This is a genomic window from Ruegeria sp. N11 (assembly GCF_056531525.1).
Map to the genome: position 1 here is coordinate 84,150 of NZ_JBQFLX010000001.1, position 20,403 is coordinate 104,552.

The 20,403-nt window shown below is 58.8% G+C and carries 23 protein-coding genes; 7 read left to right on the forward strand and 16 right to left on the reverse strand.

Annotation, left to right across the window (positions count from 1 at the left end; genetic code table 11):
• Positions 1–26: 26 nt before the first annotated feature.
• Entirely contained in the window at positions 27–1,502 is a 1,476-nt protein-coding gene (locus ACR0J8_RS00445; protein ID WP_480888667.1) for a LysM peptidoglycan-binding domain-containing protein, read from the reverse strand.
• A gap of 126 nt (positions 1,503–1,628) precedes the next feature.
• Here ACR0J8_RS00445 and ACR0J8_RS00450 point away from each other — a divergent pair, with 126 nt between their 5' ends.
• Positions 1,629–2,180 (forward strand): LOG family protein, encoded by a 552-nt coding sequence (locus ACR0J8_RS00450; protein WP_480522566.1) that lies wholly within the window; start codon positions 1,629–1,631, stop codon positions 2,178–2,180.
• A gap of 52 nt (positions 2,181–2,232) precedes the next feature.
• Here ACR0J8_RS00450 and ACR0J8_RS00455 read toward each other — a convergent pair whose 3' ends face one another.
• The 3 genes from ACR0J8_RS00455 to ACR0J8_RS00465 form a co-directional block, all read right to left on the reverse strand.
• A complete protein-coding gene (locus tag ACR0J8_RS00455; RefSeq protein WP_170676343.1) occupies positions 2,233–2,691 on the reverse strand; it encodes a baeRF12 domain-containing protein in 459 nt (152 codons plus the stop codon).
• A 221-nt stretch (positions 2,692–2,912) separates the two neighbouring features.
• Positions 2,913–3,794: a metallophosphoesterase gene (locus ACR0J8_RS00460; protein ID WP_480522567.1), complete on the reverse strand. Its 882-nt coding sequence runs from the start codon at positions 3,792–3,794 to the stop codon at positions 2,913–2,915.
• A gap of 3 nt (positions 3,795–3,797) precedes the next feature.
• Positions 3,798–4,397: a superoxide dismutase gene (locus tag ACR0J8_RS00465; protein WP_480522568.1), complete on the reverse strand. Its 600-nt coding sequence runs from the start codon at positions 4,395–4,397 to the stop codon at positions 3,798–3,800.
• A gap of 100 nt (positions 4,398–4,497) precedes the next feature.
• Here ACR0J8_RS00465 and ACR0J8_RS00470 point away from each other — a divergent pair, with 100 nt between their 5' ends.
• Together ACR0J8_RS00470 and ACR0J8_RS00475 are read left to right on the forward strand one after the other, a co-directional pair.
• Complete coding sequence (locus ACR0J8_RS00470; protein WP_480522569.1) at positions 4,498–5,259, forward strand: FkbM family methyltransferase; 762 nt, start codon at positions 4,498–4,500, stop codon at positions 5,257–5,259.
• 102 nt (positions 5,260–5,361) lie between these two features.
• Positions 5,362–5,748 carry a hypothetical protein gene (locus ACR0J8_RS00475; RefSeq protein WP_480522570.1) on the forward strand — a complete coding sequence of 129 codons (387 nt, stop codon included), beginning with the start codon at positions 5,362–5,364 and terminating at the stop codon, positions 5,746–5,748.
• A gap of 51 nt (positions 5,749–5,799) precedes the next feature.
• Here the strand turns inward: ACR0J8_RS00475 and ACR0J8_RS00480 are convergent, their stop codons facing one another.
• From ACR0J8_RS00480 to ACR0J8_RS00500, 5 genes are all read right to left on the reverse strand, one after another.
• Positions 5,800–6,366 carry a sarcosine oxidase subunit gamma gene (locus ACR0J8_RS00480; RefSeq protein WP_170610149.1) on the reverse strand — a complete coding sequence of 189 codons (567 nt, stop codon included), beginning with the start codon at positions 6,364–6,366 and terminating at the stop codon, positions 5,800–5,802.
• A complete protein-coding gene (locus tag ACR0J8_RS00485) occupies positions 6,359–9,373 on the reverse strand; it encodes a sarcosine oxidase subunit alpha family protein (protein ID WP_480522571.1) in 3,015 nt (1,004 codons plus the stop codon). The genes ACR0J8_RS00480 and ACR0J8_RS00485 overlap by 8 nt, the downstream gene beginning before the upstream one ends.
• A gap of 67 nt (positions 9,374–9,440) precedes the next feature.
• Positions 9,441–9,770 carry a sarcosine oxidase subunit delta gene (locus ACR0J8_RS00490; protein WP_480522572.1) on the reverse strand — a complete coding sequence of 110 codons (330 nt, stop codon included), beginning with the start codon at positions 9,768–9,770 and terminating at the stop codon, positions 9,441–9,443.
• A 24-nt stretch (positions 9,771–9,794) separates the two neighbouring features.
• On the reverse strand, positions 9,795–10,589 hold the full coding sequence (locus ACR0J8_RS00495) for an FkbM family methyltransferase (protein WP_480522573.1): 795 nt from the start codon (positions 10,587–10,589) through the stop codon (positions 9,795–9,797).
• Positions 10,589–11,833 (reverse strand): sarcosine oxidase subunit beta family protein, encoded by a 1,245-nt coding sequence (locus tag ACR0J8_RS00500; RefSeq protein WP_170610143.1) that lies wholly within the window; start codon positions 11,831–11,833, stop codon positions 10,589–10,591. The genes ACR0J8_RS00495 and ACR0J8_RS00500 overlap by 1 nt, the downstream gene beginning before the upstream one ends.
• A gap of 176 nt (positions 11,834–12,009) precedes the next feature.
• Between ACR0J8_RS00500 and ccmI the strand changes: the two genes are divergently transcribed.
• From ccmI to ACR0J8_RS00515, 3 genes are read left to right on the forward strand one after another with little or no spacing between them, the layout of a single operon-like run.
• Positions 12,010–13,239 carry a c-type cytochrome biogenesis protein CcmI gene (gene ccmI, locus ACR0J8_RS00505; RefSeq protein WP_480522574.1) on the forward strand — a complete coding sequence of 410 codons (1,230 nt, stop codon included), beginning with the start codon at positions 12,010–12,012 and terminating at the stop codon, positions 13,237–13,239.
• Positions 13,236–13,700 carry a Holliday junction resolvase RuvX gene (gene ruvX / locus ACR0J8_RS00510; RefSeq protein WP_170610139.1) on the forward strand — a complete coding sequence of 155 codons (465 nt, stop codon included), beginning with the start codon at positions 13,236–13,238 and terminating at the stop codon, positions 13,698–13,700. Before ccmI ends, ruvX begins: the two co-directional genes overlap by 4 nt.
• A gap of 17 nt (positions 13,701–13,717) precedes the next feature.
• Entirely contained in the window at positions 13,718–13,951 is a 234-nt protein-coding gene (locus ACR0J8_RS00515) for a DUF1289 domain-containing protein (protein ID WP_170610137.1), read from the forward strand.
• Between the two features lie 138 nt (positions 13,952–14,089).
• Here ACR0J8_RS00515 and ACR0J8_RS00520 read toward each other — a convergent pair whose 3' ends face one another.
• The 7 genes from ACR0J8_RS00520 to ACR0J8_RS00550 all read right to left on the reverse strand — a co-directional run bounded on the left by ACR0J8_RS00520 (position 14,090) and on the right by ACR0J8_RS00550 (position 19,100).
• Positions 14,090–14,815 (reverse strand): STAS/SEC14 domain-containing protein, encoded by a 726-nt coding sequence (locus tag ACR0J8_RS00520; RefSeq protein WP_321252229.1) that lies wholly within the window; start codon positions 14,813–14,815, stop codon positions 14,090–14,092.
• Between the two features lie 39 nt (positions 14,816–14,854).
• Entirely contained in the window at positions 14,855–15,640 is a 786-nt protein-coding gene (locus ACR0J8_RS00525; RefSeq protein WP_480888668.1) for a hypothetical protein, read from the reverse strand.
• Positions 15,634–16,458, reverse strand: a complete 825-nt coding sequence (locus ACR0J8_RS00530) for a sulfite exporter TauE/SafE family protein (RefSeq protein WP_321252227.1) — start codon at positions 16,456–16,458, stop codon at positions 15,634–15,636. The genes ACR0J8_RS00525 and ACR0J8_RS00530 overlap by 7 nt, the downstream gene beginning before the upstream one ends.
• A gap of 34 nt (positions 16,459–16,492) precedes the next feature.
• Complete coding sequence (gene dusA, locus ACR0J8_RS00535) at positions 16,493–17,488, reverse strand: tRNA dihydrouridine(20/20a) synthase DusA (protein WP_480522577.1); 996 nt, start codon at positions 17,486–17,488, stop codon at positions 16,493–16,495.
• Between the two features lie 389 nt (positions 17,489–17,877).
• Positions 17,878–18,375 carry a winged helix DNA-binding protein gene (locus ACR0J8_RS00540; protein WP_170805411.1) on the reverse strand — a complete coding sequence of 166 codons (498 nt, stop codon included), beginning with the start codon at positions 18,373–18,375 and terminating at the stop codon, positions 17,878–17,880.
• Between the two features lie 78 nt (positions 18,376–18,453).
• Entirely contained in the window at positions 18,454–18,711 is a 258-nt protein-coding gene (locus ACR0J8_RS00545; protein WP_480522579.1) for a succinate dehydrogenase assembly factor 2, read from the reverse strand.
• On the reverse strand, positions 18,708–19,100 hold the full coding sequence (locus ACR0J8_RS00550; RefSeq protein ID WP_480888669.1) for a helix-turn-helix domain-containing protein: 393 nt from the start codon (positions 19,098–19,100) through the stop codon (positions 18,708–18,710). The genes ACR0J8_RS00545 and ACR0J8_RS00550 overlap by 4 nt, the downstream gene beginning before the upstream one ends.
• Before the next feature lie 91 nt (positions 19,101–19,191).
• On the opposite strand from ACR0J8_RS00550, the gene ACR0J8_RS00555 reads away from it, so the two are divergent.
• Positions 19,192–20,394, forward strand: coding sequence for a pyridoxal phosphate-dependent aminotransferase (locus ACR0J8_RS00555; protein ID WP_480888670.1), 1,203 nt, complete (start codon positions 19,192–19,194; stop codon positions 20,392–20,394).
• The last annotated feature ends 9 nt before the right edge of the window (positions 20,395–20,403 follow it).

Below are 20,403 nucleotides of genomic sequence, written 5' to 3' on the forward strand. Positions count from 1 at the left end.
CCCCCAAAAGGGCCAGAGCCGGGTGTTCATTCGGGGATGGTAAAGATTTGACCCGGATAAATCAGGTCCGGATCGCGGATCGAGTCGCGGTTGGCCTCGAAAAGTTTGACGTAGAGAATACCGTCACCAAAACGTTCCCGCGAAATCGCCCAGAGTGTGTCGCCTTTCTGAACCGTGACTGACCGGATTGCGGCGGTTTGGCTCTCGGCATCCGCTTCATCCAACTGATCAGCGGCCTGCAGCGTCTCGATTGGTTCTCGCTTGAATGGGGTTTCCAGCCGACTGACGACAGTTCCGTCGGGGGCCACTTCATCCACCCGCAATGTATAGATACCTGGGTCGATACCCTCGATCTCGCCCCGCCATTTTCCGTCTTCCGCGGACGGAAGATCGCCGACAAGGCGGTTGTCCAGATAAAGGCGCACAGCCGATCCGCCCTGCGCACGCCCTGTCAGCTCGACTTCGCCGGTTTCCGAATAGCCAATCGTATCCAAAGCAATCTGATCCGGCTGCTGAGTTTGCGTCGCCGGAGGCTGCACCAGTTCGACACCTTCTTCACCAGACCGCAATACGGCGACCTGCTGATCCTGAGAAGCCTCGGCTGCCGGTTCAGATACTGTGGGTTCAGTTTCTGCCTGTTCAGTTTCTGCGGTATCGGTTTCGGCGGTTTCAGTATCTGCTGTTTCGGATTCGGGCTGGGGCTGATCCTCAGAAGATGCCTCTGCCGTCTGCTCCTCTTGCGAAGTCAAAGGCTGTTGGTCTGTTCCCGTGTCTTCCGCTGCTGCGGTCTCGGTCGGTTCGGGTTCCGTGACTTCCACTTCGGATGCACCGGGCTCAACCGTTTGCGCTCCGGCATCCTCTGACGGTTCGGCCGAAGCCACCTCGGTCTGTTGCGGCTCGGGCGCGGGCAGCGCCGCTATCAGGTAATCATCCGAACGCGACGCCGTGGCTCCGTCGGATGTCTCCAGCACCAAGCCCCTTGCGATATCGGAGAACGGGATCACCAGAAACTCGGCAAATTGCCCGCTGGCATCGACCGTGAAGCTGTGCACAGGCTCACCATCCAGCAACACGCGGATTTCGGAACCCGGTGCGGCGGTGCCGGACAACAGGGCGTTCCCGTCCGTTTCGATAAAAACCTGATCCAGAGCAGGCGCGATGACCGGCGTGGGCGCAGGTTCAACTGCCTCCCCGGTATCAGCCTTTTCCTCGCCCGCTGGTTCCGGTTGGCTATCGCCTTGCCCGGCCTGATCTACAGACTGCTCAGGCTCCGCCGTTTCCGCAGGCTGCACAGACTTTTCAGCGGTTTCTTCTGCTTCGGTGGTGACATCTTCCTGTGGCGCTTCGGCAGCGAGTTCGGTCTGCTGAGGCACCGGAGTGTCCTGTTCATCGCCAAAAATGCCGGACAGATACAAACCTCCCGCTCCGATCAGAGCTGCAATTCCAGCGATCAATCCCCAGAGGAAGTTTCCAGAGCTTCCGCTTCCCGACTTGGCGTCCATTCTTTTCCTTTCACTCCGCAGCGCAAATGCTTTGACTTTCACACATTCTGCCTGACGGTTGAGGCAACCTATCAATCCCGCTATCAGGGGTCAAAACCTCAGACACAAGCCCGGAGAACCCATCTGATGTCTCAGAAATCAGTCTGTGTGTATTGCGGGTCACGCAATGGCACAAATCCCGCCTATGCCGCAGCCGCCGAAGCGTTCGGCACATTGCTGGCAAATGAAGGCTGGCGTCTGGTTTATGGTGCCGGAGATGTCGGGCTGATGGGCAAGGTCGCGCGCGCGGCGCAGTCCGCCGGAGGGGAAACTTTCGGTGTCATCCCGGTGCATCTGGTCCGGCGCGAGGTCGGCAAGACCGACCTGACCCATTTCGTGATCACCGAGACCATGCACGAGCGCAAGAAGGTCATGATCATGAATGCAGACGCGGTTGTCGTTCTGCCGGGTGGCCCCGGGTCGCTGGACGAACTGTTCGAAGCCCTGACATGGCGGCAGCTAGGCCTGCACGACAAACCCATCCTGATCCTGAATGTTGATGGATATTGGGACAAGCTGCGCGAACTGGTCGCGCAGGTTATCGATCAGGAATTTGCCGATCCATCGCTAGGCGAGTTTCTGACCTGGGTGGACTCCCCAACAGGGGCCATTGAGGCCTTGCGTTCGCTTCTGACGTAACTCAGGATGTTCGGAACCCCGGGGACCCTTTGGCCTCCCGGGGAAAAAATAGTCAAGCAACCGCAGGCTTTGCCAATCGCTGACGCAAGACCTGTTCGACCTTGTGCAGCGGGTGGTTGGTCAGGGTCTTGTCGACCTCGGCGACCACTTTGGCCAGCACCTCGCTGTGAAGCCGCCGGCGCAACAGGCCCAGAACATGAGGGCTGGCGACAAGAACAAGCCGCTTGAACGCACCTTTCAGCCCCTTTCGATTCAGCAAATCCGCCACATCCTGAACGAACAAGGATTTGGCGTGGGCTTTCCAGTTCGTCTCTTCCATGGCCGACTTCTGGTTCGGCCCGGAATCGAACCGGCGTCCTGCCCTGTCCTTGGGTTTGTTGTCCGCTGTGTCCTGCTCTTCAACCGAGACGACGACAAGATTGGGATCTTCGGCGTCTGTGATGTTCTCCATCACCAGCGCCTTTTCCCCGTCTGCGATGATAACCCATGTTCCCTGTTCAATTGCGACCATAGTGATCTCCTGTATCGGCCGTTGAGGTCGCCCCCCGCCCTTTGGGCACAAGTCTTTTGTAGCGTGCCAACACTGGATTGGCGCGCTTACTGTCGCTTGTCTATTTGATTTGCAGCTCACTCCTGCCGCCTACTTTACGTAGGGTCTGCGGGGCGCGATACAATCCCGGCGAAGGCAAAAGTCGACGTATCGGCAGGTTTTCACCAGCGCTAAGAAAAGGATCAGGCCGACATTTCGATCACTGTAATCTCAGGCGTGACCCCCAGCCGCACGGGCAGGATCGAACAGCCAATACCGCCTGAAACCACCAGATCCCGCCCGTTTTCCTGCACGTGCCCATAGGCGTACCGATTGCCATAGCGGGATGGCACCACGGGCGACCAGCCAAACAGGCGCACCTGTCCGCCATGAGTATGCCCGGATAGTGTCAGTGCAACTTCCTTTGGTACTTTTGGAAAAATATCCGGTTCGTGCGCCATCATCACGACCGGCGCATCGTCCGTTACTTGGCTCAAGGTGCCCGGCAGATCATCCAGCCCCTGATACCCGCCGCCCTTGCGCCGGATAGCCCACTGATCCTCAAGCCCGGCCAGCCAGAACCCCAACGATTCCAGCTTGATCGCGGTGTTCGACAGAACCGTGATGCCTTTGCGTCCCAGCGCCTCGGCGTAGATATTCGGCCCACCACCCCGCTGCTGAGCCTGCCGGTCATCCCACCAGTCGTGGTTGCCCAACACCGAAAAAACCCCGTGCGGCGCATCAAGATCAGAAAGAACGTCGGCCAGATCGTCCGGCCTGACCGGTTGCATGAAGATTTTCAGGTCTGCCGAGTAATCCCCAAGCAGCAATATAAGATCCGGCGCCAGTGCATTGGTGCGCCGCACGATCTGGCGAATGCGGTCAAGCCCGATCATCGGCTCTCCGACATGCAGATCAGCCAGAACCGCAATACGAACCGGGGGCGCAGTCCAGTCGGTTCGTTTCAGGCGCCATTTACGTACGCGCAGCCGCAGGGCCGGCTCGAAAAAAAAGCCATAAGCCGCAGTAAAAAGGCCTGCCAGCGTTACCGCCAGCAGACCCCGTATGAACCCTCGTCGGGTCAATGATTACATCCGCGATGCAACGTTTTCCCAGTTCACCAGATTGTCGAGGAAGTTCGAAAGGTAAGCCGGGCGCTTGTTGCGGAAATCAATGTAGTACGAGTGCTCCCACACATCGCAGCCCAGCAGCGCGGTCTGACCGAAGCACAGCGGGTTCACGCCGTTTTCGGTCTTGGTCACGGCCAGCGAACCGTCCGCGTTCTTGACCAGCCACGCCCAGCCCGAACCGAACTGACCTGCTCCAGCGGCGCTGAACTGCGACTTGAATTCGTCAACCGAGCCAAAGCTTTCGGTCAGCGCCTTCTCCAGTTCGCCGGGTATGGCATTGCCGCCGGGGCCCATCATTTCCCAGAACTGGTTGTGGTTCCACAGCTGGCTGATGTTGTTGAAGATACCGTTCTGTGCGACTGCGTTTGCGTCGTAAGTGCCAACGATGATCTCTTCCAGCGACTTTCCGTCCCACTCTGTCCCGGCGATCAGCTTGTTGCCGTTGTCGACATAGGCCTTGTGGTGCAGATCGTGGTGATATTCCAGTGTTTCCGCGGACATACCCTTGGCTGCCAGCGCGTCATGTGCATAAGGAAGATCAGGAAGTTCAAAAGCCATGTCGGCCCCCTGTTAAAATGTAAGTTGCGGTTCCCAAGGTTAAATGCTTTGGCAGCCGCCGCAGGTCAAGAGCCGAGACAAGAAAACCCGGAGGCAGTCGATGCTGACACAGGCGCGCAAGATGTTCTACCGCGCCCGCGGATACTATGCGGGCAACCTGAACGGCGAGCCGTTTCGCCTTGACCCCTATCATTCGAAATTCTGGCGCAAGGCGTCTGCGGGTGACTGGGAACCCGAGACCTTCGCCGTTCTTGATGAGTACCTGACGCCGGGCAGCGATTATTTGGACATCGGTGCGTGGATTGGCCCGACCGTCCTTTATGGCGCACGCAAGGCGCGGCATGTCTGGTGTTTCGAGCCGGACCCGACGGCATACCGACATCTGGCGTGGAATCTGGACCTGAACGACATTCATAACGTTTCAGCCTTTGGTGTGGCACTGTCAGACGAGTTCGGTGTGGCCCGCATGGCATCCCTGCGCGGAGAGCCCGGTGATTCCACCAGTTCATTGCTTCATGACGGCGCACATGGCAGCGATGCACTGACCATTGCGTGGGATCAGTTCGAGGCGGTGAATGATCTGTCTGACGTGTCACTGGTCAAAATGGATATCGAAGGGGCCGAGTTCTTCGTAATGCCAACCCTGTTGTCATGGTTGGAAAAGGTACGGCCTGCACTGTATCTCTCTCTCCACTCCCCCCTGTTGGCCGACGAAGATCGCCTGACCCGCACATCCGAGCTGCTGGAAAGCCTTTCCTTTTACTCCGATGTTTGTGACGAAAGCGGGCAACCGACAGACGTTCAGACAATGCTCAAACCCGAAGAATTGACACGCTATCGCGCGATTGTTCTGCACGGGTAGAATGCGACAATCCACCTGCTCACTTTACGTGCGGTTTTGCTTGTTTCTCCGAGCTAAACCTGTTTCCTTACGCCATTAACTTATTGATAAATAATATTAGAAATGAAACGACTATTTGGATTTATTGTTGCGGCTTTTGCCGCTCAGACGGCAGCAGCTGAAGATTTGACATATCATTGCAAGGTCAAAGGGTCGGGAAGGTTGGTCGCACCGGAATACTACTTTCGCATTGATCCAGAAGCCAACAAAGCGAAGGTCGTCAGTAACTACCACGACTGGATGGACGCAAATCTGAATACCCGCAGAAACAGCGATTACCAGATGAGCTGGAAAGTCACATTGCCGAGTTCAGACGGGCAGGCGGTGCGCATGCGGTATCAGGCAAACCTCGATCAAGCCAAAAACAAAATTAAAGTCCGCGGTAGCTTTGGCAATGTAAGTGCATCAAACAAACCTTACGGGACCGGAAACTGCGCGTTGGTCAAATAAAAAAGCCCCGGATGACCCGGGGCTTTCGATTCAACTGCACTTAGGCAGAGGTCAGTAAACCCCAACTTCACTGCCAGGCTGCGCCGCGACTTTCAGCAGTTTGAACACATAGTCTGCAGCGGACCGGAAACAAACCACCCGGAAGGTTTCGGTGTCATCCATCCAAAACGCACCTGCCACCTGTGCCAGACGCGAGCGCCGGATCTGGCCGGGCTGGAATGCCTCTTCCGAGAACTCGACCGGAGCCAGCTTGCCCAGTACCTCGCGTGCGCTGCCGCCCGAGATGCGGAACACTGCGCGGGCATCCGAGACGTTGACGGCCAGGGCGTGTGTGCCGCTCAGGGCATTGGTCATCGCGGCCAGCTTGGCTTCGACCTCGGCGTAGGGCACCAGCACCAGCAATTCGTCGGTCGACATCCAGCAAACGCCGGTATCGCCGTTCACCAAAGCCTCGCGCTGGCCAGGAACCTTTTGGCCCGTGGCGTCTTTGACTGCCTTGGCCAGCACCTTGTCGGACAGGTCGCCGCGCAGGGTGATCATGCCCTGCAGGCCGCATTCCTCGACTTTGGCAATGCCGTCGAAGCTTGCGTGATTCAGTGCGCTGATGGGTTCAGACATTCTGCTTCTCCCCGTCCTTGTCGTAGAAGATCGGATCCACGATCTTGGCTTTGTAGACTTTGTCATCCGTACCCGGGAACTCGACAATCTCACCCATCCGGTCGGGCCCGTGTTTGATCAGACCCATGGCGATGCCCTTGTCCAGGTTGGCCGAGTAATAGGTCGAGGTCACGCGTCCTATCATATTGCGCTGACCGTTGGCGTTGACGCCCTCGCCCACTGCGTAGGCACCATCCGGCAGAACCGATCCATCCACAGTCTCAAGCCCGACCAGTTTCCAGCGCTCAGGGTCTGCCATGTGGCTGCGCGAATGGGCGCGTTTGCCCAGATAGTCCTCTTTCTTTTTCGACAGCGCCCAGTGCAGCCCCAGATCTTGCGGGATCACGGTGCCGTCGGTCTCGTCGCCGATCATGATAAAGCCTTTCTCGGCCCGCAGGATGTGCAGACATTCGGTGCCGTAAGGCATCACGCCGAACTCTTTACCTGCCTCCATCAGCGCGTCCCAGAACGCCTGACCCTGAGAGGCCGGAACCGCGATTTCATAGGACAGCTCACCCGAGAACGAAATGCGGTAGGCGCGGCAGTTGAAGTCACCGATCTTGCCATCACGCCATTCCATGAACGGCAGCGCGTCTTTGCTGACGTCCATGCCGCCCAGCTTCTCAAGCACCTTGCGGGCGTTGGGGCCAACCACGGCGACCTGCGCGTATTGCTCGGTCACGTTGGCCACGTAGACTTTCCAGTCCCACCATTCGGTCTGCAGCCACTCTTCCATGTGCCCATGGATACGCTCGGCCCCGCCGGTGGTAGTGTGGCACAGCCATGTGTCCTCGTCGATGCGGGCAACAACGCCGTCGTCGATCAGGAAACCGTTTTCCGAGCACATCAGGCCATAACGGCATTTGCCGACCTTCAGCGTGGACATCATGTTGGTGTACATCATGTCGAGGAACTTGCCGGCATCCGGGCCTTTGACAATCAGTTTGCCCAGCGTCGATGCATCAAGCAGGCCAAGGTTTTCGCGGGTGTTCTTGACCTCGCGATTGACCGCGTCATGCACGGACTCTCCGGGACGCACGTAGGCGTAGGTCCGGCGCCAGTGGCCGACCGGCTCCCAGTCGGCGCCGTTCTTGTCGTGCCAGTTGCGCATCGGTGTTTGGCGGATCGGCTGGAACACTTCACCACGCGCTTCACCGCCAATCGCACCCATCGAAATGGGGGTATAGGGCGGGCGGAAGGTTGTGGTGCCGACCTTCGGAATTTCGGATTCCAGCGCATCAGCCAGGATCGCCAAGCCGTTGATGTTGCTCAGTTTACCTTGATCCGTCGCCATGCCAAGCGTGGTGTAACGCTTGGTGTGTTCAACGCTTTCGTACCCTTCACGCGCAGCCAGCTGGACGTCGGAAACTTTGACGTCATTCTGGAAGTCGAGCCAGGATTTCATGCGCAGTTGGATTTCGGCATTGGCAGGCATCAGCCAGACAGCTTCCATCGCCGCTTCGCCGGTAGCTTCCCCAGCCGGGGCCTTGGTGTTCTTCGGTTTGAACCCGGCCGCCTTGGCCGCCGCTTTGCCAGCGGCATGGGCATCGGACAGCACCTCGCCCAGCGCCAGCGGACCGTTCGAGGAACCCGCGGCAAGAACGAAACCTTCACCATTTGCACCCAGAGGCGGGCGCGCCGGATCAGGACTGAAATGGGCCTGCGCCTCATCCCAGATCAGCTTGCCCCCACAATGCGACCACATGTGAACCACCGGAGACCAGCCCCCCGACATGGCGACCGCATCGCATTCAACTTCTTCGCGAGCGCCCCCGATTCCTTCCTGATTGCAGATCGCAACTTTCTTGACACGTTTGCCGCCTTTGACTTTGGCGATGGCCTTGCCCGGATCGACACGGATGCCAAGCTGACGCGCCTCTTCGGCCAACGGCCCGGCAGATGTACGTGCATCGACAACGCGCAGGACATCGACACCCGCCTGTTTCATCAGGATCGCCGTGCGATAAGCGTCGTCGTTGTTGGTGGCGACGATGACACGCTCGCCGGGGGTCACGCCCCAGTTGATCACATAGTCGCGCATGGCCGAAGCCAGCATCACACCCGGCACATCATTTCCGGCAAAGGACAGCGGACGCTCGATCGCGCCTGTTGCAGTCACGATCTGTTTGGCCCGGATCCGCCACAAGCGATGACGTGGGCCTTGCGTGCCCGGTTTGTGATCGTTCAGACGCTCGTAACCCAGTACGTACCCATGGTCATAAACCCCTGCGCCCATGCAACGGGACCGCATGGTGACGTTGCCCATTGTTTCGAGTTCGGAAACCAATTGTTCCACGAACTTATCCACAGGCTCGCCATTGACAGTTCCGCCATCAACCGGAGCGCGACCGCCCCAATGTGCGGTCTGCTCGATCAGCAGAACCTTGGCACCGGATTGCGCCGCTGCTTTGGCGGCCTGAAGACCGGCCACACCGCCGCCAATCACCAGAACATCGGTGAAGGCGTAGAAGTGTTCATAGGTGTCCGCGTCCTTGGTTTCCTTGTCCGGCGCTTTGCCCAGACCGGCGGACTGGCGGATGAAGGGTTCGTAGACGTGCTTCCAGAACGGCTTGGGATGGATGAACATCTTGTAGTAGAAGCCGGCCGGCAGGAACCGCGACAGGTGAGTGTTGACGGCACCGATGTCGAATTCCAGGTTCGGCCAGTGGTTTTGCGAGATCGCGGTCAGGCCGTTGAACAGCTCGGTCGTGGTGGCACGCTGGTTCGGCTCGAAGCGGCTGCCCTGCCCGAGACCGACCAGAGCGTTCGGTTCCTCGGCCCCGCTGGCGACGACGCCACGCGGACGGTGATATTTGAACGACCGGCCCATCATCATCTGATCATTGGCCAGAAGGGCCGAGGCAAGCGTATCGCCTTCGTAGCCCTGCATCGCGGTGCCGTTGAAAGTAAAGGTGACCTGTTTCGACCGGTTAATCAGTCGGCCGAGTTTTGCGAGGCGGGTGCTCATTTTGCGGACCTTTCGCAGGTGGAGGTGTCGGAGCCTCCGGCGGGAGTATTTTTGAAAAGGTGAAGCATCAGGAGAACTCTCTCCACGTCCAGCCGGGCCGTTTGGCGGCGATGGCGTCCTTGATGTCTTGCGGCGGCTCGGAGGTCTGAGCGGTGTAGGTGCCGAACACTTCGAGCGTTTGCGTACAACGCGCGGCGTGGAACCACTTGCCGCAGCCATTGGCGTGCCGCCAGCGTTCGAAATGCACGCCTTTGGGGTTTTCACGCGTAAACAGGTAGTCGTGGAATTCGTCATCCGACGAGCCGGGGCCAAAGCGCTTCAGATGCGCCTCACCACCAGCGGCCAGTTCGGTTTCTTCGGCGTCAACGCCGCAATAGGGGCAATTCAGGATCAGCATGTTTTTACACCATACTCAGACATTTCAGGTTGCGACCAGCTTCGCGTCAGCAGTTAAAGGCACAAGATTATTGAAGTGAAACATGGCCTCGATCGGAACTTTGATTCCACCCGGACGAATAGCGACGATGTCGGCAGCGACCTTGAATGCGATCAGCCCGGCCTCATTCAGAGTCGAAACGATTTTAAGCTCATCATCTTTGTTTCCATCGTTGCTTTCAATAATTGCAAGTTTGATATCGAGGCCGGACAAGTCGACGCTGTTCAGAACCGAGGCTTCGTGGCCTTCCACGTCAACAACCAACAAGTCAGCCGAGAATACGTTCAATTCAGCAAGTATATTATCAAGGCGACGCGCAACCACATTGGTCTCGGCAACGGCAGAATGCGGCAGCGCAACCTGCTGACGCCGGTTGGCCATTTCGATAGATGCAATCATGCGCTGTTTGTCCAGAGATGCGCAGCCTCGCAACCAGCTTGGGCCATCGTTGCGACATTTTTCATCCAGATGATACAAGGTGATCTGCCCCGCCGTTTCGGACACTGCCGCGTTGACCAGTTGCACATTGGGATTACGGCCATGTCGCGCGTCAAGATCCGCGAAGTATAGAGGATGCGGTTCAATCAGGACGCCGCTCCATTTTTCTTTGGACCAATAGGCCGTGATCGGATCATCTAACTGCCCATCATTTGCGCCGACCTGTATGACACGGACCTGATCTGACTGCGCATCGAAGCATGCCAGAACAAATTTCTGCAACGCCAGTTTCGTCAGGCGCGGTCGTCCTGGAACAGCCGTCGGGAGCGTTTCAACTTCCATCAATGCGCCACCCCGGCGGCGACGCTTTCGTCGATGAAGCGGCCCTCTTTGAAGCGGTCCAGCGAGAAGGCTTCGGTCAGTGGCGAATGACCGGTGGCCATCAGCTGTGCCATGCCCCAGCCCGAGCCTGGGATCGCCTTGAAGCCGCCCGTGCCCCAGCCGCCGTTGATAAAGCAGCCCTGCAGCGGTGTTTTCGACAGGATCGGCGAGCGATCACCGGTCATATCCACGATCCCGCCCCATTGGCGCAGCATCTTCAGACGCGAGATCATCGGGAAGGTCTCGACCAGCGCGCGGACAGTTTCCTCGATATGATGGAACGAACCGCGCTGGGTGAAGTTGTTGAACCCGTCGGTTCCGCCGCCGATTACCATCTCGCCCTTGTCAGACTGAGACATGTAGCCGTGCACGGTGTTGGCCATTACGACAACGTCCATGCAGGGTTTGATCGGCTCGGATACCAGCGCTTGCAGCGCGATGGCTTCCAGCGGCAGGCGGAAGCCTGCCATCTCGGCCAATTGCCCCGAGTGCCCGGCAACAACGATGCCCAACTTGTCACAGTCAATGGCGCCCTTGGTGGTATCGACACCAACCACGCGGCCATTGTCCGAACGGACGCCGGTGACTTCGCATTGCTGGATGATGTCCATGCCCATCGCGGAACAGGCGCGCGCATAGCCCCACGCCACCGCGTCATGGCGTGCGGTACCGCCGCGTTCCTGCCAAAGCGCGCCCAGAACCGGATAGCGCGGACCGTCCAGATTGATGATCGGCACCAGCTCCTTGACGCGTTCAGGCGTAATCCACTCGGTCTTGACGCCCTGCAATGCGTTGGCGTGCGCTGTGCGCTGATAGCCGCGGATTTCGTGCTGTGTCTGCGCCAGCATCATCACGCCGCGCGGACTGAACATGATGTTATAGTTTAGGTCCTGGCTCAAATCCTCATAGAGGCTGCGCGCCTTTTCGTAGATCGCCGCCGACGGGTCCTGCAGATAGTTCGAGCGGATGATCGTCGTGTTCCGGCCGGTGTTGCCACCGCCCAGCCAGCCTTTTTCAATCACGGCCACGTTCTGGATGCCGTAGTTCTTACCCAGATAGTATGCAGTGGCCAGACCATGCCCCCCTGCACCAACGATTATTACGTCGTAGCGTTTCTTGGGTTCAGGTGACCGCCAGGCGCGTTCCCATCCTGTGTGGTAACGAAGCGCTTCGCGCGCAACGGCAAAGGCTGAATAGTGTTTCATAAGCGAATCCATCCGGTTCGGTGATTGGGCGCAGATATGACCTGTGGCGACAGTTTACCCCTGCCGCACAACGCCGCAATATCGCACTATTGCGACATGTACGCCATTCGCGGCCATTTGTCCCTTTTGTCGGGCGGCCAGCGGGTCTAAGTCAGGGCAAGCGTTTCGGAGATACTATGACGTTCTGGGTCCTGATCTTACTGACTGCACTGCTGATTGCCGTGTTTTTGGGATATTCCATGCTGCGCAACAGGAAAAACCGCGAACCTGCCGCGGCCTACGACCTGCGCGTCTACCGTGAACAGTTGGCGGGCGTGGACCGGGACCTGGCCCGGGGTGTAATCCCAGCAGCGGATGCCGACAGGGTACGCACCGAAATCTCTCGTCGCATTCTGGCTGCGGATGCGCAGATGCAGCAGTCTGCAGCGGGCAACGGCCCGTCGCGTGCCGTTACGGTCGGATCACTTGTTGTCGTGGCGCTTGTTCTGGTGGGTGGTGCAATGGGGCTTTATCGTCAACTCGGTGCCAACGGGTTGCCGGATCAACCACTGGAAATGCGACTGGAAATGGCCAAGAGCCTGCGCGCCGATCGTCCGGCTCAGGCCGAATTTGAAGCGTCGACACCACACGCGCCGGCGCCTCAGCTGGAAGAAAGCTATGTCGAACTGCTGGGCCAGTTGCGCGAAACCGTTGCTAGCCGGCCCGACGACTTGCAGGGTCACATACTGCTGGCCCAACATGAGGCCAACGCAGGCAATTTTCAGGCTGCTTACAAGGCGCAGCAACGCGTGATCGAACTGTCGGGTGATGCAGCGCCAGCGGATGCCTATTCCCATCTGGCCGAGATGATGATTCTGGCCGCAGGCGGATATGTTTCGCCCGAGGCTGAGGACGCGCTGAAACAGGCGCTGGATCGCGACCCGCTTCATGGACCTGCTCGGTACTATTGGGGGCAGATGCTTGTGCAGACCGGACGACCCGACCTGGCCTACCGGCTTTGGGCCGATGCACTGGCCCAAGCGCCCGCCGGCGCACCCTGGGCAGATGCGATCCGCGCCCAAATTGACGAACTGGCCTTCAGGGCGGGCGTTTTCAATGCTCCGGAAATCCCGGCACCTTCCACCGCGCCAGGCCCTGATCAGGCCGCTGTCGACGCAGCAGCGGAACTGACGCCGGAAGAACGTCAGGACATGATCCGCGGAATGGTCAACCAGTTGTCGGACCGGCTGGCAACCGAAGGCGGATCGCCCGAAGAATGGGCCCGCCTGATTGCAGCACTGGGCGTTCTTGGGGAAGTGGAACGTGCAAGCGGAATATACGACGAAGCGCAATCTGTTTTCGCCGGCAATGCCAATGCGCTGGACATGCTGGCCGCGGCCGCCCGAAGGGCAGGTCTGGAACCATGATCCACGATCAGTTCGAAGATTTCGCCGCCGCGCTGGCCCCGATGACGGCGCTCATGGGGTTGGACCTTGGCGAGAAGACGATCGGCGTGGCGGTTTCGGACCGGATGCGCGGCGTGGCCAGCCCGCTCGAGACGGTCCGGCGCAAGAAATTCACGCTCGATTCCGCGCGGCTTCTGGAAATTGTTGCTGACCGCGAAATCGGAGGAATACTTCTGGGCCTGCCCAAAAACATGGACGGAACTGAAGGCCCCCGATGCCAGTCAACCCGCGCTTTTGCCCGGAATCTGTCGCGCCTGACGGACCTTCCCATCGGTTTTTGGGACGAGAGATTAAGCACAGTTGCGGCAGAAAAGGCACTGCTTGAGGCGGATACGACACGAAAACGTCGCGGACAGGTTATTGATCACGTCGCGGCTGGTTATATTTTGCAAGGAGCGCTCGACAGGTTGCGCTTTCTTTAAAAAGGCGGGTTGGCGCGATGACAAACATGGTTTGGAAAAGGAATGAGGTGGAAAGCCCCTGCGTCCAGATCTGTGTTGTGCACCCGACGGAACGTATCTGCACAGGATGCTACCGCACCCTTGACGAGATTTCGCGCTGGTCCAAGATGGAAAGCAGCGAGCGGGCGGAAATCATGACAGACCTGCCGGCTCGTAAACCGCGTCTCGCGAAACGGCGTGGTGGCCGCGCTGCCCGTCTGAACAAAGGCTGACACTTCAATTCCAGAATAGACCTGTCTGAAGCTGCGCCGCTGCGGGCCGAGTGAACTCCGAAGGGGTTGAGTTCGCGGATCGTGAGTGAGTGGCCAGCACAGCGGCGCGATCAGTTCAGTTGTCTTTCCGCGAAGGGATCAGCCAGCCGTAAGCCAGGATTTTGCGTTTTCGATTTCTTCCGACGGGAAATACTGCGTTCGCGCTCCCAACACGTGGCTTGCCACTTTTTGCGCAATCCTCTGCCAGCCCTTGTCGCCAACAATTGCTGCGCGATCAAGCATCCCGATATGCCCCTGCGCCAGACGGAAATGTGCAGCCAGTGCCGTCAGCCCCTGCCAGCCATCAAATTCCCGCAGATCGATCAGTAACCTGAACCCGTCACGCTCGCGAAGCAGGCTGTCCAGATCGGTCTCGGCCTGCTTGTATTCATCGGGGTCCAACTTGCCCATCAAGGAAATCTGAATACACGGGCCGCCCAGATCTGTGACATGAATGGCCCCGAGGGACTCGCGCATCCAGCGCCGGGCGGCTTCCAACTCGGTCATCTCGAATACCTGCACCGGGCACGGCAGGATCGGAGCTGCCAGCCGGATGCTAGTCTGAACCCAGCCCTGATCGGCCACCACTGCGATCCGGTCGAAGCCGCGCCAATGGCTCAGACCAAGTTTGGTGTCAGACCACGCGGCTCCAAGGTCGTAACCTTTGAACTCCGGATGCACGATCGCCAGAAGGCGAACCGCGTCATGCTCGGTCAAAGCAGCTTCGATGGCCGGAACAAGGGTCGAAGCATAGTCGTCGGCAGTGATCTGGCCAGACAGTTCAACTTCAATCTGTGCACCATCAGAATTCGTGTGGACGGTCATCATACCGAAAATCCTCCAAAGCTAAACAATGGCAGGACGTTACGGAGTTTCGAGCCACTCGGCTACACCCCCGGCACATTCCGGGCGGAAATAGGCGATCATCCGTCCGTCGGGCCCACAACTTGCAGCTTCACCCCACGGGGCGACCCCATGCAGACAGTGTCGATGCAAAAGATAAGCCTCGCCCGGTGCCGCCGGCAGTTCGATTCGCGGACATGTGTCGAAGACTTCTCGTCGTGCCGTCTGGTAGATTTCCGTCACGTCGATCTGATGCAGTGCCTCATCCGGGTGTCCGGCCATGGCGTTCCGAAAGGCCGCCCCCATGATCTTGTGGCTCCCCTCCCACAGAACCATCGGCGAAGCATCGGCGCTGGCTTTGTTCAGCGGTATTCCCAAAATCCATGCGTGCGGCTCATCCACATGGCGGCGTCGGCCAGTGCCAGAGGGGCGCAGTCCGTCCACATGGGCGGCATCCTTGTTTCGCCTGTACCGTGCGGCCGCCTCGCTTTCACCGCGTCGGGGGCGCGGGTAGCCGGGGTAGATGACCGAGACCTGCCCTTTGTGCAACGGCAGAACACCGTACTGCCCAGTGATGAAGTCCATCGCTTGCCCGGCCAGCGGCAACGAACGCCCCACCCGGCCCTGGCGATCATTGGTCAGAGCATCGACACCGATGAACCACGTCTCCTCGCAATCGAGCCACTGAGCGTGCGCCGGGTCCGAGACCGAGCTTCGGGCAGCAGGCAAAGCCTCTTCAACCCATTCGGCCAGAACCGGATCATAAGGAAACGAGATCCAGCCCTTATCTTGAAAATGGTCTACCATCCCACCGCCTTGCGAAGCATGTTGAGGGCGACCAGTGTCAGAAACACGGCAAAAACCCGTTTTAGGGGTTTGGGATCCATCGCGTGGGCCAGTTTCACCCCCCAGGGCGCCGTTATCATCGTCATTGCGACCACCACGCCAAATGCAACCAGGTTAACCGCCCCGATTGTCAGAGGCGGACGATGCTCGACCGGGATTTCCACAAACAGAAAGCCCAGGACCGATGGCACGGCGATAATCACGCCGAACCCGGCGGCAGTGGCCACGGCGCGGTGAATGGGGGTGTTGAAAAGGCTCATCAAAGGCACACCGAAACTGCCACCGCCAATCCCCATCAGCACGGACAAAAAGCCGACCGATGGCGAAAGAACCGCGCGACGCACCCCTTTGGGCATGGCGTCACCCAGCCGCCATTCTGACCGGCCCAGCCCCAGATAAGCCCCGATGACCATGCCGAGTATCCCAAACAGGGCCTGCAGCGCCTCTGTTCGCAAGGCCGAAGCCACCAGCACGCCCAGAACGGCACCAATAGCAATACCAACGCCCCATCCGCGCAGGATATCCCAGTCCACCGCGCCTTTCTCGTTGTGCGCAAGCACGGACCGGACAGACGTGACGATGATCGTGGCCAGAGATGTCGCCAGACACAGCTGCATCAGTTGCGGCCCGCCATATCCAAGCGTCTGAAACGCATAGAAAAACGCAGGTACCAGAACAATTCCGCCCCCGACGCCCAGCAACCCGGCCAGCACTCCGGCCAGGGCCCCGATCACAAGCAAAAGGCCCAGCATTTGGGCCAGCAACATCGTCTCGGGCATTGTCCCCCCAAACCGGTGTCAAACCGGATTTCGTTTAAACCTCAGCCAGTGGCGCAACCTGTTCCAGCGCCTGCAGCATCACCTCGGGCCCGGCCCCGGAATGTACTGCCCCCTCGGACAGTGCGCGTCGCCATGCCCGCGCACCGGGTCGTCCGGCGAACAGGCCCAGCATGTGACGCGTGATCTGGTGCAGTCGCCCACCGTCGGCAAGGTGTTTTTCGACATAAGGCACCATTTCATGGACAACTTCAAACGGGTCAGTGGCAAGTCCTGTTTGAAAGATCAGCGGGTCAGCATCGCAAAGAATGTCGGCGGGCTGATGATAGGCCGAACGTCCGATCATCACACCATCCAGCCCGGCGACCAGATGCTCCCTCGCTTGTTTCAGCGAGGTGATACCGCCGTTGATCGAGACATGCAGATCAGGAAAAGCCGCTTTCATCCGATGCACCAGACCGTAGTCCAGCGGCGGAATATCGCGGTTTTCCTTTGGGCTGAGCCCTTGAAGCCAGGCCTTGCGCGCGTGGATCGTAACGCGACCACAGCCTGCCGCGCGGATTGCCTCCAGAAACGCAGGCAGCACTTCTTCGGCTTCCTGATCATCGACACCAAGGCGGCATTTGACGGTAACTTCGATATCGACAGCATCAATCATCGCCGCCACGCATTCGGCGACGCGAGAGGGGTCCTTCATCAACACCGCCCCAAACGTGCCCGACTGAACCCGGTCGGAAGGGCAGCCGCAATTCAGGTTAACCTCATCATACCCGGCTTCCGCGCCCAAGCGCGCTGCTTGTGCCAGTTCTTCAGGATCCGACCCGCCCAGTTGCAGGGCAACTGGGTGCTCCTGCGGGCTGTAGTCCAGCAAATGAATTGCCCCACCCCGGACCAATGCCGGGGCCGTCACCATTTCCGTGTAAAGCAGGGTTTGACGACTGAGCAACCGATGAAAAAACCGACAATGCCGGTCTGTCCAGTCCATCATGGGGGCCACGCTCAGACGCGCTGCTTTCTGTGCGTTTTTCGTCAAAGCGCTGGCTCCGTGTTCGTGCAAGCAAAGCGCCACGAGGTTTAACCGGGCTGTCTTGCCGGTTTCGGGGCACTGGGGTTTCTGATTCGAGCGTGCCACGGTGTAGCATATTCGGTGAGAGCGAACAGCGACTTGAACGCGATGTGATCCGGTACCCATCACGCTCAAGGTTATTACCCAAACTTTGCCCGAAGGCTGGCGTTCAAACCACGGAAGGAAGATGCGCAGTTAGCGTACTGGGCTTTTTGTTGAGAGGGCTCGAAGTTGTCCGGCCCTCGACCCTCAGTCGCTTTTTGCCGCGAATACGACGTTCCGGTCAGCACCCGCAGAGCTTGAATCGCAATCCGGTACCTGGCGGTCACATTTTGCCAAGCGACGTGCCCGAAAGCTCAGTAAATGTAGCGGATCTGATCGGTCCAGTATCGCTCGACCCGGCGCAAAGACGTGGTGATATGTTCGATCCCGTCAAATTCCAGAACACCACGGCTCTGCAGGCCTTCGGCATGGCGCGAGAACAGCTCGGCCACGATGTCGCGAATCTCTCGGCCGCGTGGGGTCAGGCGCACCCGGACGGACCGCCGGTCAATCTCGCATCTCTGGTGATGCATGTAACCCATTTCGACCAGTTTCTTGAGGTTGTAGCTGACATTGCTGCCCTGATAGTAACCCCGGCTTTTTAGTTCGCCCGCCGTCACCTCGTGATCGCCAATATTGAACAGAAGAAGCGCCTGCACAGCATTGATTTCCAGCACACCGACTCGTTCGAATTCATCCTTGATGACATCCAGCAGCAACCGGTGCAGCCGTTCGACAAGGGCCAGCGCCTCAAGATAGCTGGTCATGAACCCTTTGGTTCCCGGCGCGGAAACCTGCAATTCCATACTCATCCGACCCTCCGATTCAGTCGCGCAGTTTCTGACACGATGAACCGAATTCCCGAAAAATCGGTTAAGTGGGATTTTCCGTTATTTTTGAATGGTCTGCGCGATATCCGCGATCAGGTCCGCAAAGCTTTCAGGAGGCCTGGCCTGCCCAGTCACCCATTGATAAAGGTCCTGATCGTTTTCGTGCAGCAGCGCATCGTAGGCATCCAGACCGACCGTATCCATGCCCGCAAGGTTGCGGTCGGCATAGGCCGACAGGATCAGATCCATCTCTTTGATCCCCCGCCGCATCGAGCGCATTTTCATACGCTTGATCCGAACATCGCGTGTTTCCGTCACTGTTGAGGCTCCAACATCAGGCGGATCTTTTTCTCAAGACGCGCCGCGCGTTCGGCGCTGGCGCGCATTTCGCCGCGAATTGCGCGCAACTCGGCGGCGACTCCTGCCAACTCCAGGCTTTCGACATCCTCCTCCAAGGGAGCGCCCATCCCCTCACCTTCTCCGGTCAGCAACCACATGATCGAGACATTCACCATGCCCGCCATAATCGACAGACGGTTCGCGCGCGGCTCGGACAGATCGTTCTCCCACGCGACAATGGTCGCCTTTTTTACACCCAGCCTGCGGGCCATCTCAGACTGTGACATCCCGGCCGCTTCTCGCGCGCCTGCCAGACGATCCCCAAACGTTGCTGCATCCGGTCCGAACCAGTCGTGTTCTTCAGTCATCTGGGGCTCCAAATCTATTTTTCATAGCGCTTGATCGTCATTCGGGCGCACCCTATGACAGACAGGCAAAACATACAAACCGAGGCCACTCATGAGTTTCCTGTCTGCGACACTGTCACGCGTAAAACCTTCGCCCACAATCGCGATGACGGCAAAGGCGGCTGAAATGAAGGCCGCCGGACGCGACGTCATTGGCCTCAGCGCGGGCGAACCGGATTTCGACACCCCGCAGAACATCAAGGACGCGGCGGTCGCTGCCATTGCCGCCGGCAAGACCAAGTATACCGCCCCCGACGGTATCCCCGAACTCAAGCAGGCGGCCTGCGCCAAGATGAAACGCGACCACGGGTTGGATTACACACCGGCCCAGATTTCGGTCGGAACGGGCGGCAAGCAGACGCTGTACAACGCGCTGATGGCGACGATGAACCCGGGCGACGAAGTCATCATCCCCGCGCCATACTGGGTCAGCTACCCGGACATGGTGCTTTTGGCCGGGGGCACGCCGGTTGTGGTCGAAGCCAAACTCGAAAACAATTTCAAGCTGACTGCCGAACAGCTTGAGGCCGCGATCACGCCGAAGACAAAGTGGTTCATCTTCAACTCTCCATCGAACCCAACCGGGGCCGGATATAGCCGGGAAGAACTGAAGGCGTTGACCGATGTGCTGATGCGCCACCCGCATGTCTGGATCATGTCCGACGATATGTATGAGCACCTAGCTTATGACGGATTCGAGTTCTGCACCCCTGCTGAGGTTGAGCCGGGACTGTATGACCGTACGCTCACCTGCAACGGCGTATCCAAAGCCTATGCCATGACCGGCTGGCGGATCGGTTACGCCGCGGGCCCGGTCGAGATCATTGCGGCCATGCGCAAAATCCAGTCGCAATCCACCTCGAACCCGTGTTCAGTCAGCCAATGGGCCGCGGTTGAGGCACTGAACGGCACCCAGGCGTTTCTGGCCCCTAACAACGAGACCTTCAAACGACGCCGCGATCTGGTCGTCGAGATGCTGAATGAAATCGACGGCATTTCCTGCCCCACGCCCGAAGGCGCGTTCTATGTGTACCCGTCCATCGCAGGTCTGATCGGAAAGACCAGCCCTGCAGGCATCCTAATTGACAGTGACGAAACCTTTGCCACCGCATTGCTGGAGGAAGCGGACGTCGCCGTTGTCTTTGGTTCAGCCTTTGGGCTGTCGCCGAATTTCCGGATCAGCTACGCGACTTCGGACGCGGCCCTGAAAGAGGCGTGTGCCCGCATTCAACGGTTTTGCGCCGCACTGACCTGATCGGAGAAG

Bases quoted from the DNA above. Each gene is read 5' to 3' on its own strand.
- ACR0J8_RS00445 (WP_480888667.1), bottom strand. From the start codon at position 1,502: ATGGACGCCAAGTCGGGAAGCGGAAGCTCTGGAAACTTCCTCTGGGGA.
- ACR0J8_RS00450 (WP_480522566.1), top strand. From the start codon at position 1,629: ATGTCTCAGAAATCAGTCTGTGTGTATTGCGGGTCACGCAATGGCACA.
- ACR0J8_RS00455 (WP_170676343.1), bottom strand. From the start codon at position 2,691: ATGGTCGCAATTGAACAGGGAACATGGGTTATCATCGCAGACGGGGAA.
- ACR0J8_RS00465 (WP_480522568.1), bottom strand. From the start codon at position 4,397: ATGGCTTTTGAACTTCCTGATCTTCCTTATGCACATGACGCGCTGGCA.
- ACR0J8_RS00470 (WP_480522569.1), top strand. From the start codon at position 4,498: ATGCTGACACAGGCGCGCAAGATGTTCTACCGCGCCCGCGGATACTAT.
- ACR0J8_RS00475 (WP_480522570.1), top strand. From the start codon at position 5,362: ATGAAACGACTATTTGGATTTATTGTTGCGGCTTTTGCCGCTCAGACG.
- ACR0J8_RS00480 (WP_170610149.1), bottom strand. From the start codon at position 6,366: ATGTCTGAACCCATCAGCGCACTGAATCACGCAAGCTTCGACGGCATT.
- ACR0J8_RS00485 (WP_480522571.1), bottom strand. From the start codon at position 9,373: ATGAGCACCCGCCTCGCAAAACTCGGCCGACTGATTAACCGGTCGAAA.
- ACR0J8_RS00490 (WP_480522572.1), bottom strand. From the start codon at position 9,770: ATGCTGATCCTGAATTGCCCCTATTGCGGCGTTGACGCCGAAGAAACC.
- ACR0J8_RS00495 (WP_480522573.1), bottom strand. From the start codon at position 10,589: ATGGAAGTTGAAACGCTCCCGACGGCTGTTCCAGGACGACCGCGCCTG.
- ACR0J8_RS00500 (WP_170610143.1), bottom strand. From the start codon at position 11,833: ATGAAACACTATTCAGCCTTTGCCGTTGCGCGCGAAGCGCTTCGTTAC.
- ccmI (WP_480522574.1), top strand. From the start codon at position 12,010: ATGACGTTCTGGGTCCTGATCTTACTGACTGCACTGCTGATTGCCGTG.
- ruvX (WP_170610139.1), top strand. From the start codon at position 13,236: ATGATCCACGATCAGTTCGAAGATTTCGCCGCCGCGCTGGCCCCGATG.
- ACR0J8_RS00515 (WP_170610137.1), top strand. From the start codon at position 13,718: ATGACAAACATGGTTTGGAAAAGGAATGAGGTGGAAAGCCCCTGCGTC.
- ACR0J8_RS00520 (WP_321252229.1), bottom strand. From the start codon at position 14,815: ATGACCGTCCACACGAATTCTGATGGTGCACAGATTGAAGTTGAACTG.
- ACR0J8_RS00525 (WP_480888668.1), bottom strand. From the start codon at position 15,640: ATGGTAGACCATTTTCAAGATAAGGGCTGGATCTCGTTTCCTTATGAT.
- ACR0J8_RS00530 (WP_321252227.1), bottom strand. From the start codon at position 16,458: ATGCCCGAGACGATGTTGCTGGCCCAAATGCTGGGCCTTTTGCTTGTG.
- ACR0J8_RS00540 (WP_170805411.1), bottom strand. From the start codon at position 18,375: ATGAGTATGGAATTGCAGGTTTCCGCGCCGGGAACCAAAGGGTTCATG.
- ACR0J8_RS00550 (WP_480888669.1), bottom strand. From the start codon at position 19,100: ATGACTGAAGAACACGACTGGTTCGGACCGGATGCAGCAACGTTTGGG.
- ACR0J8_RS00555 (WP_480888670.1), top strand. From the start codon at position 19,192: ATGAGTTTCCTGTCTGCGACACTGTCACGCGTAAAACCTTCGCCCACA.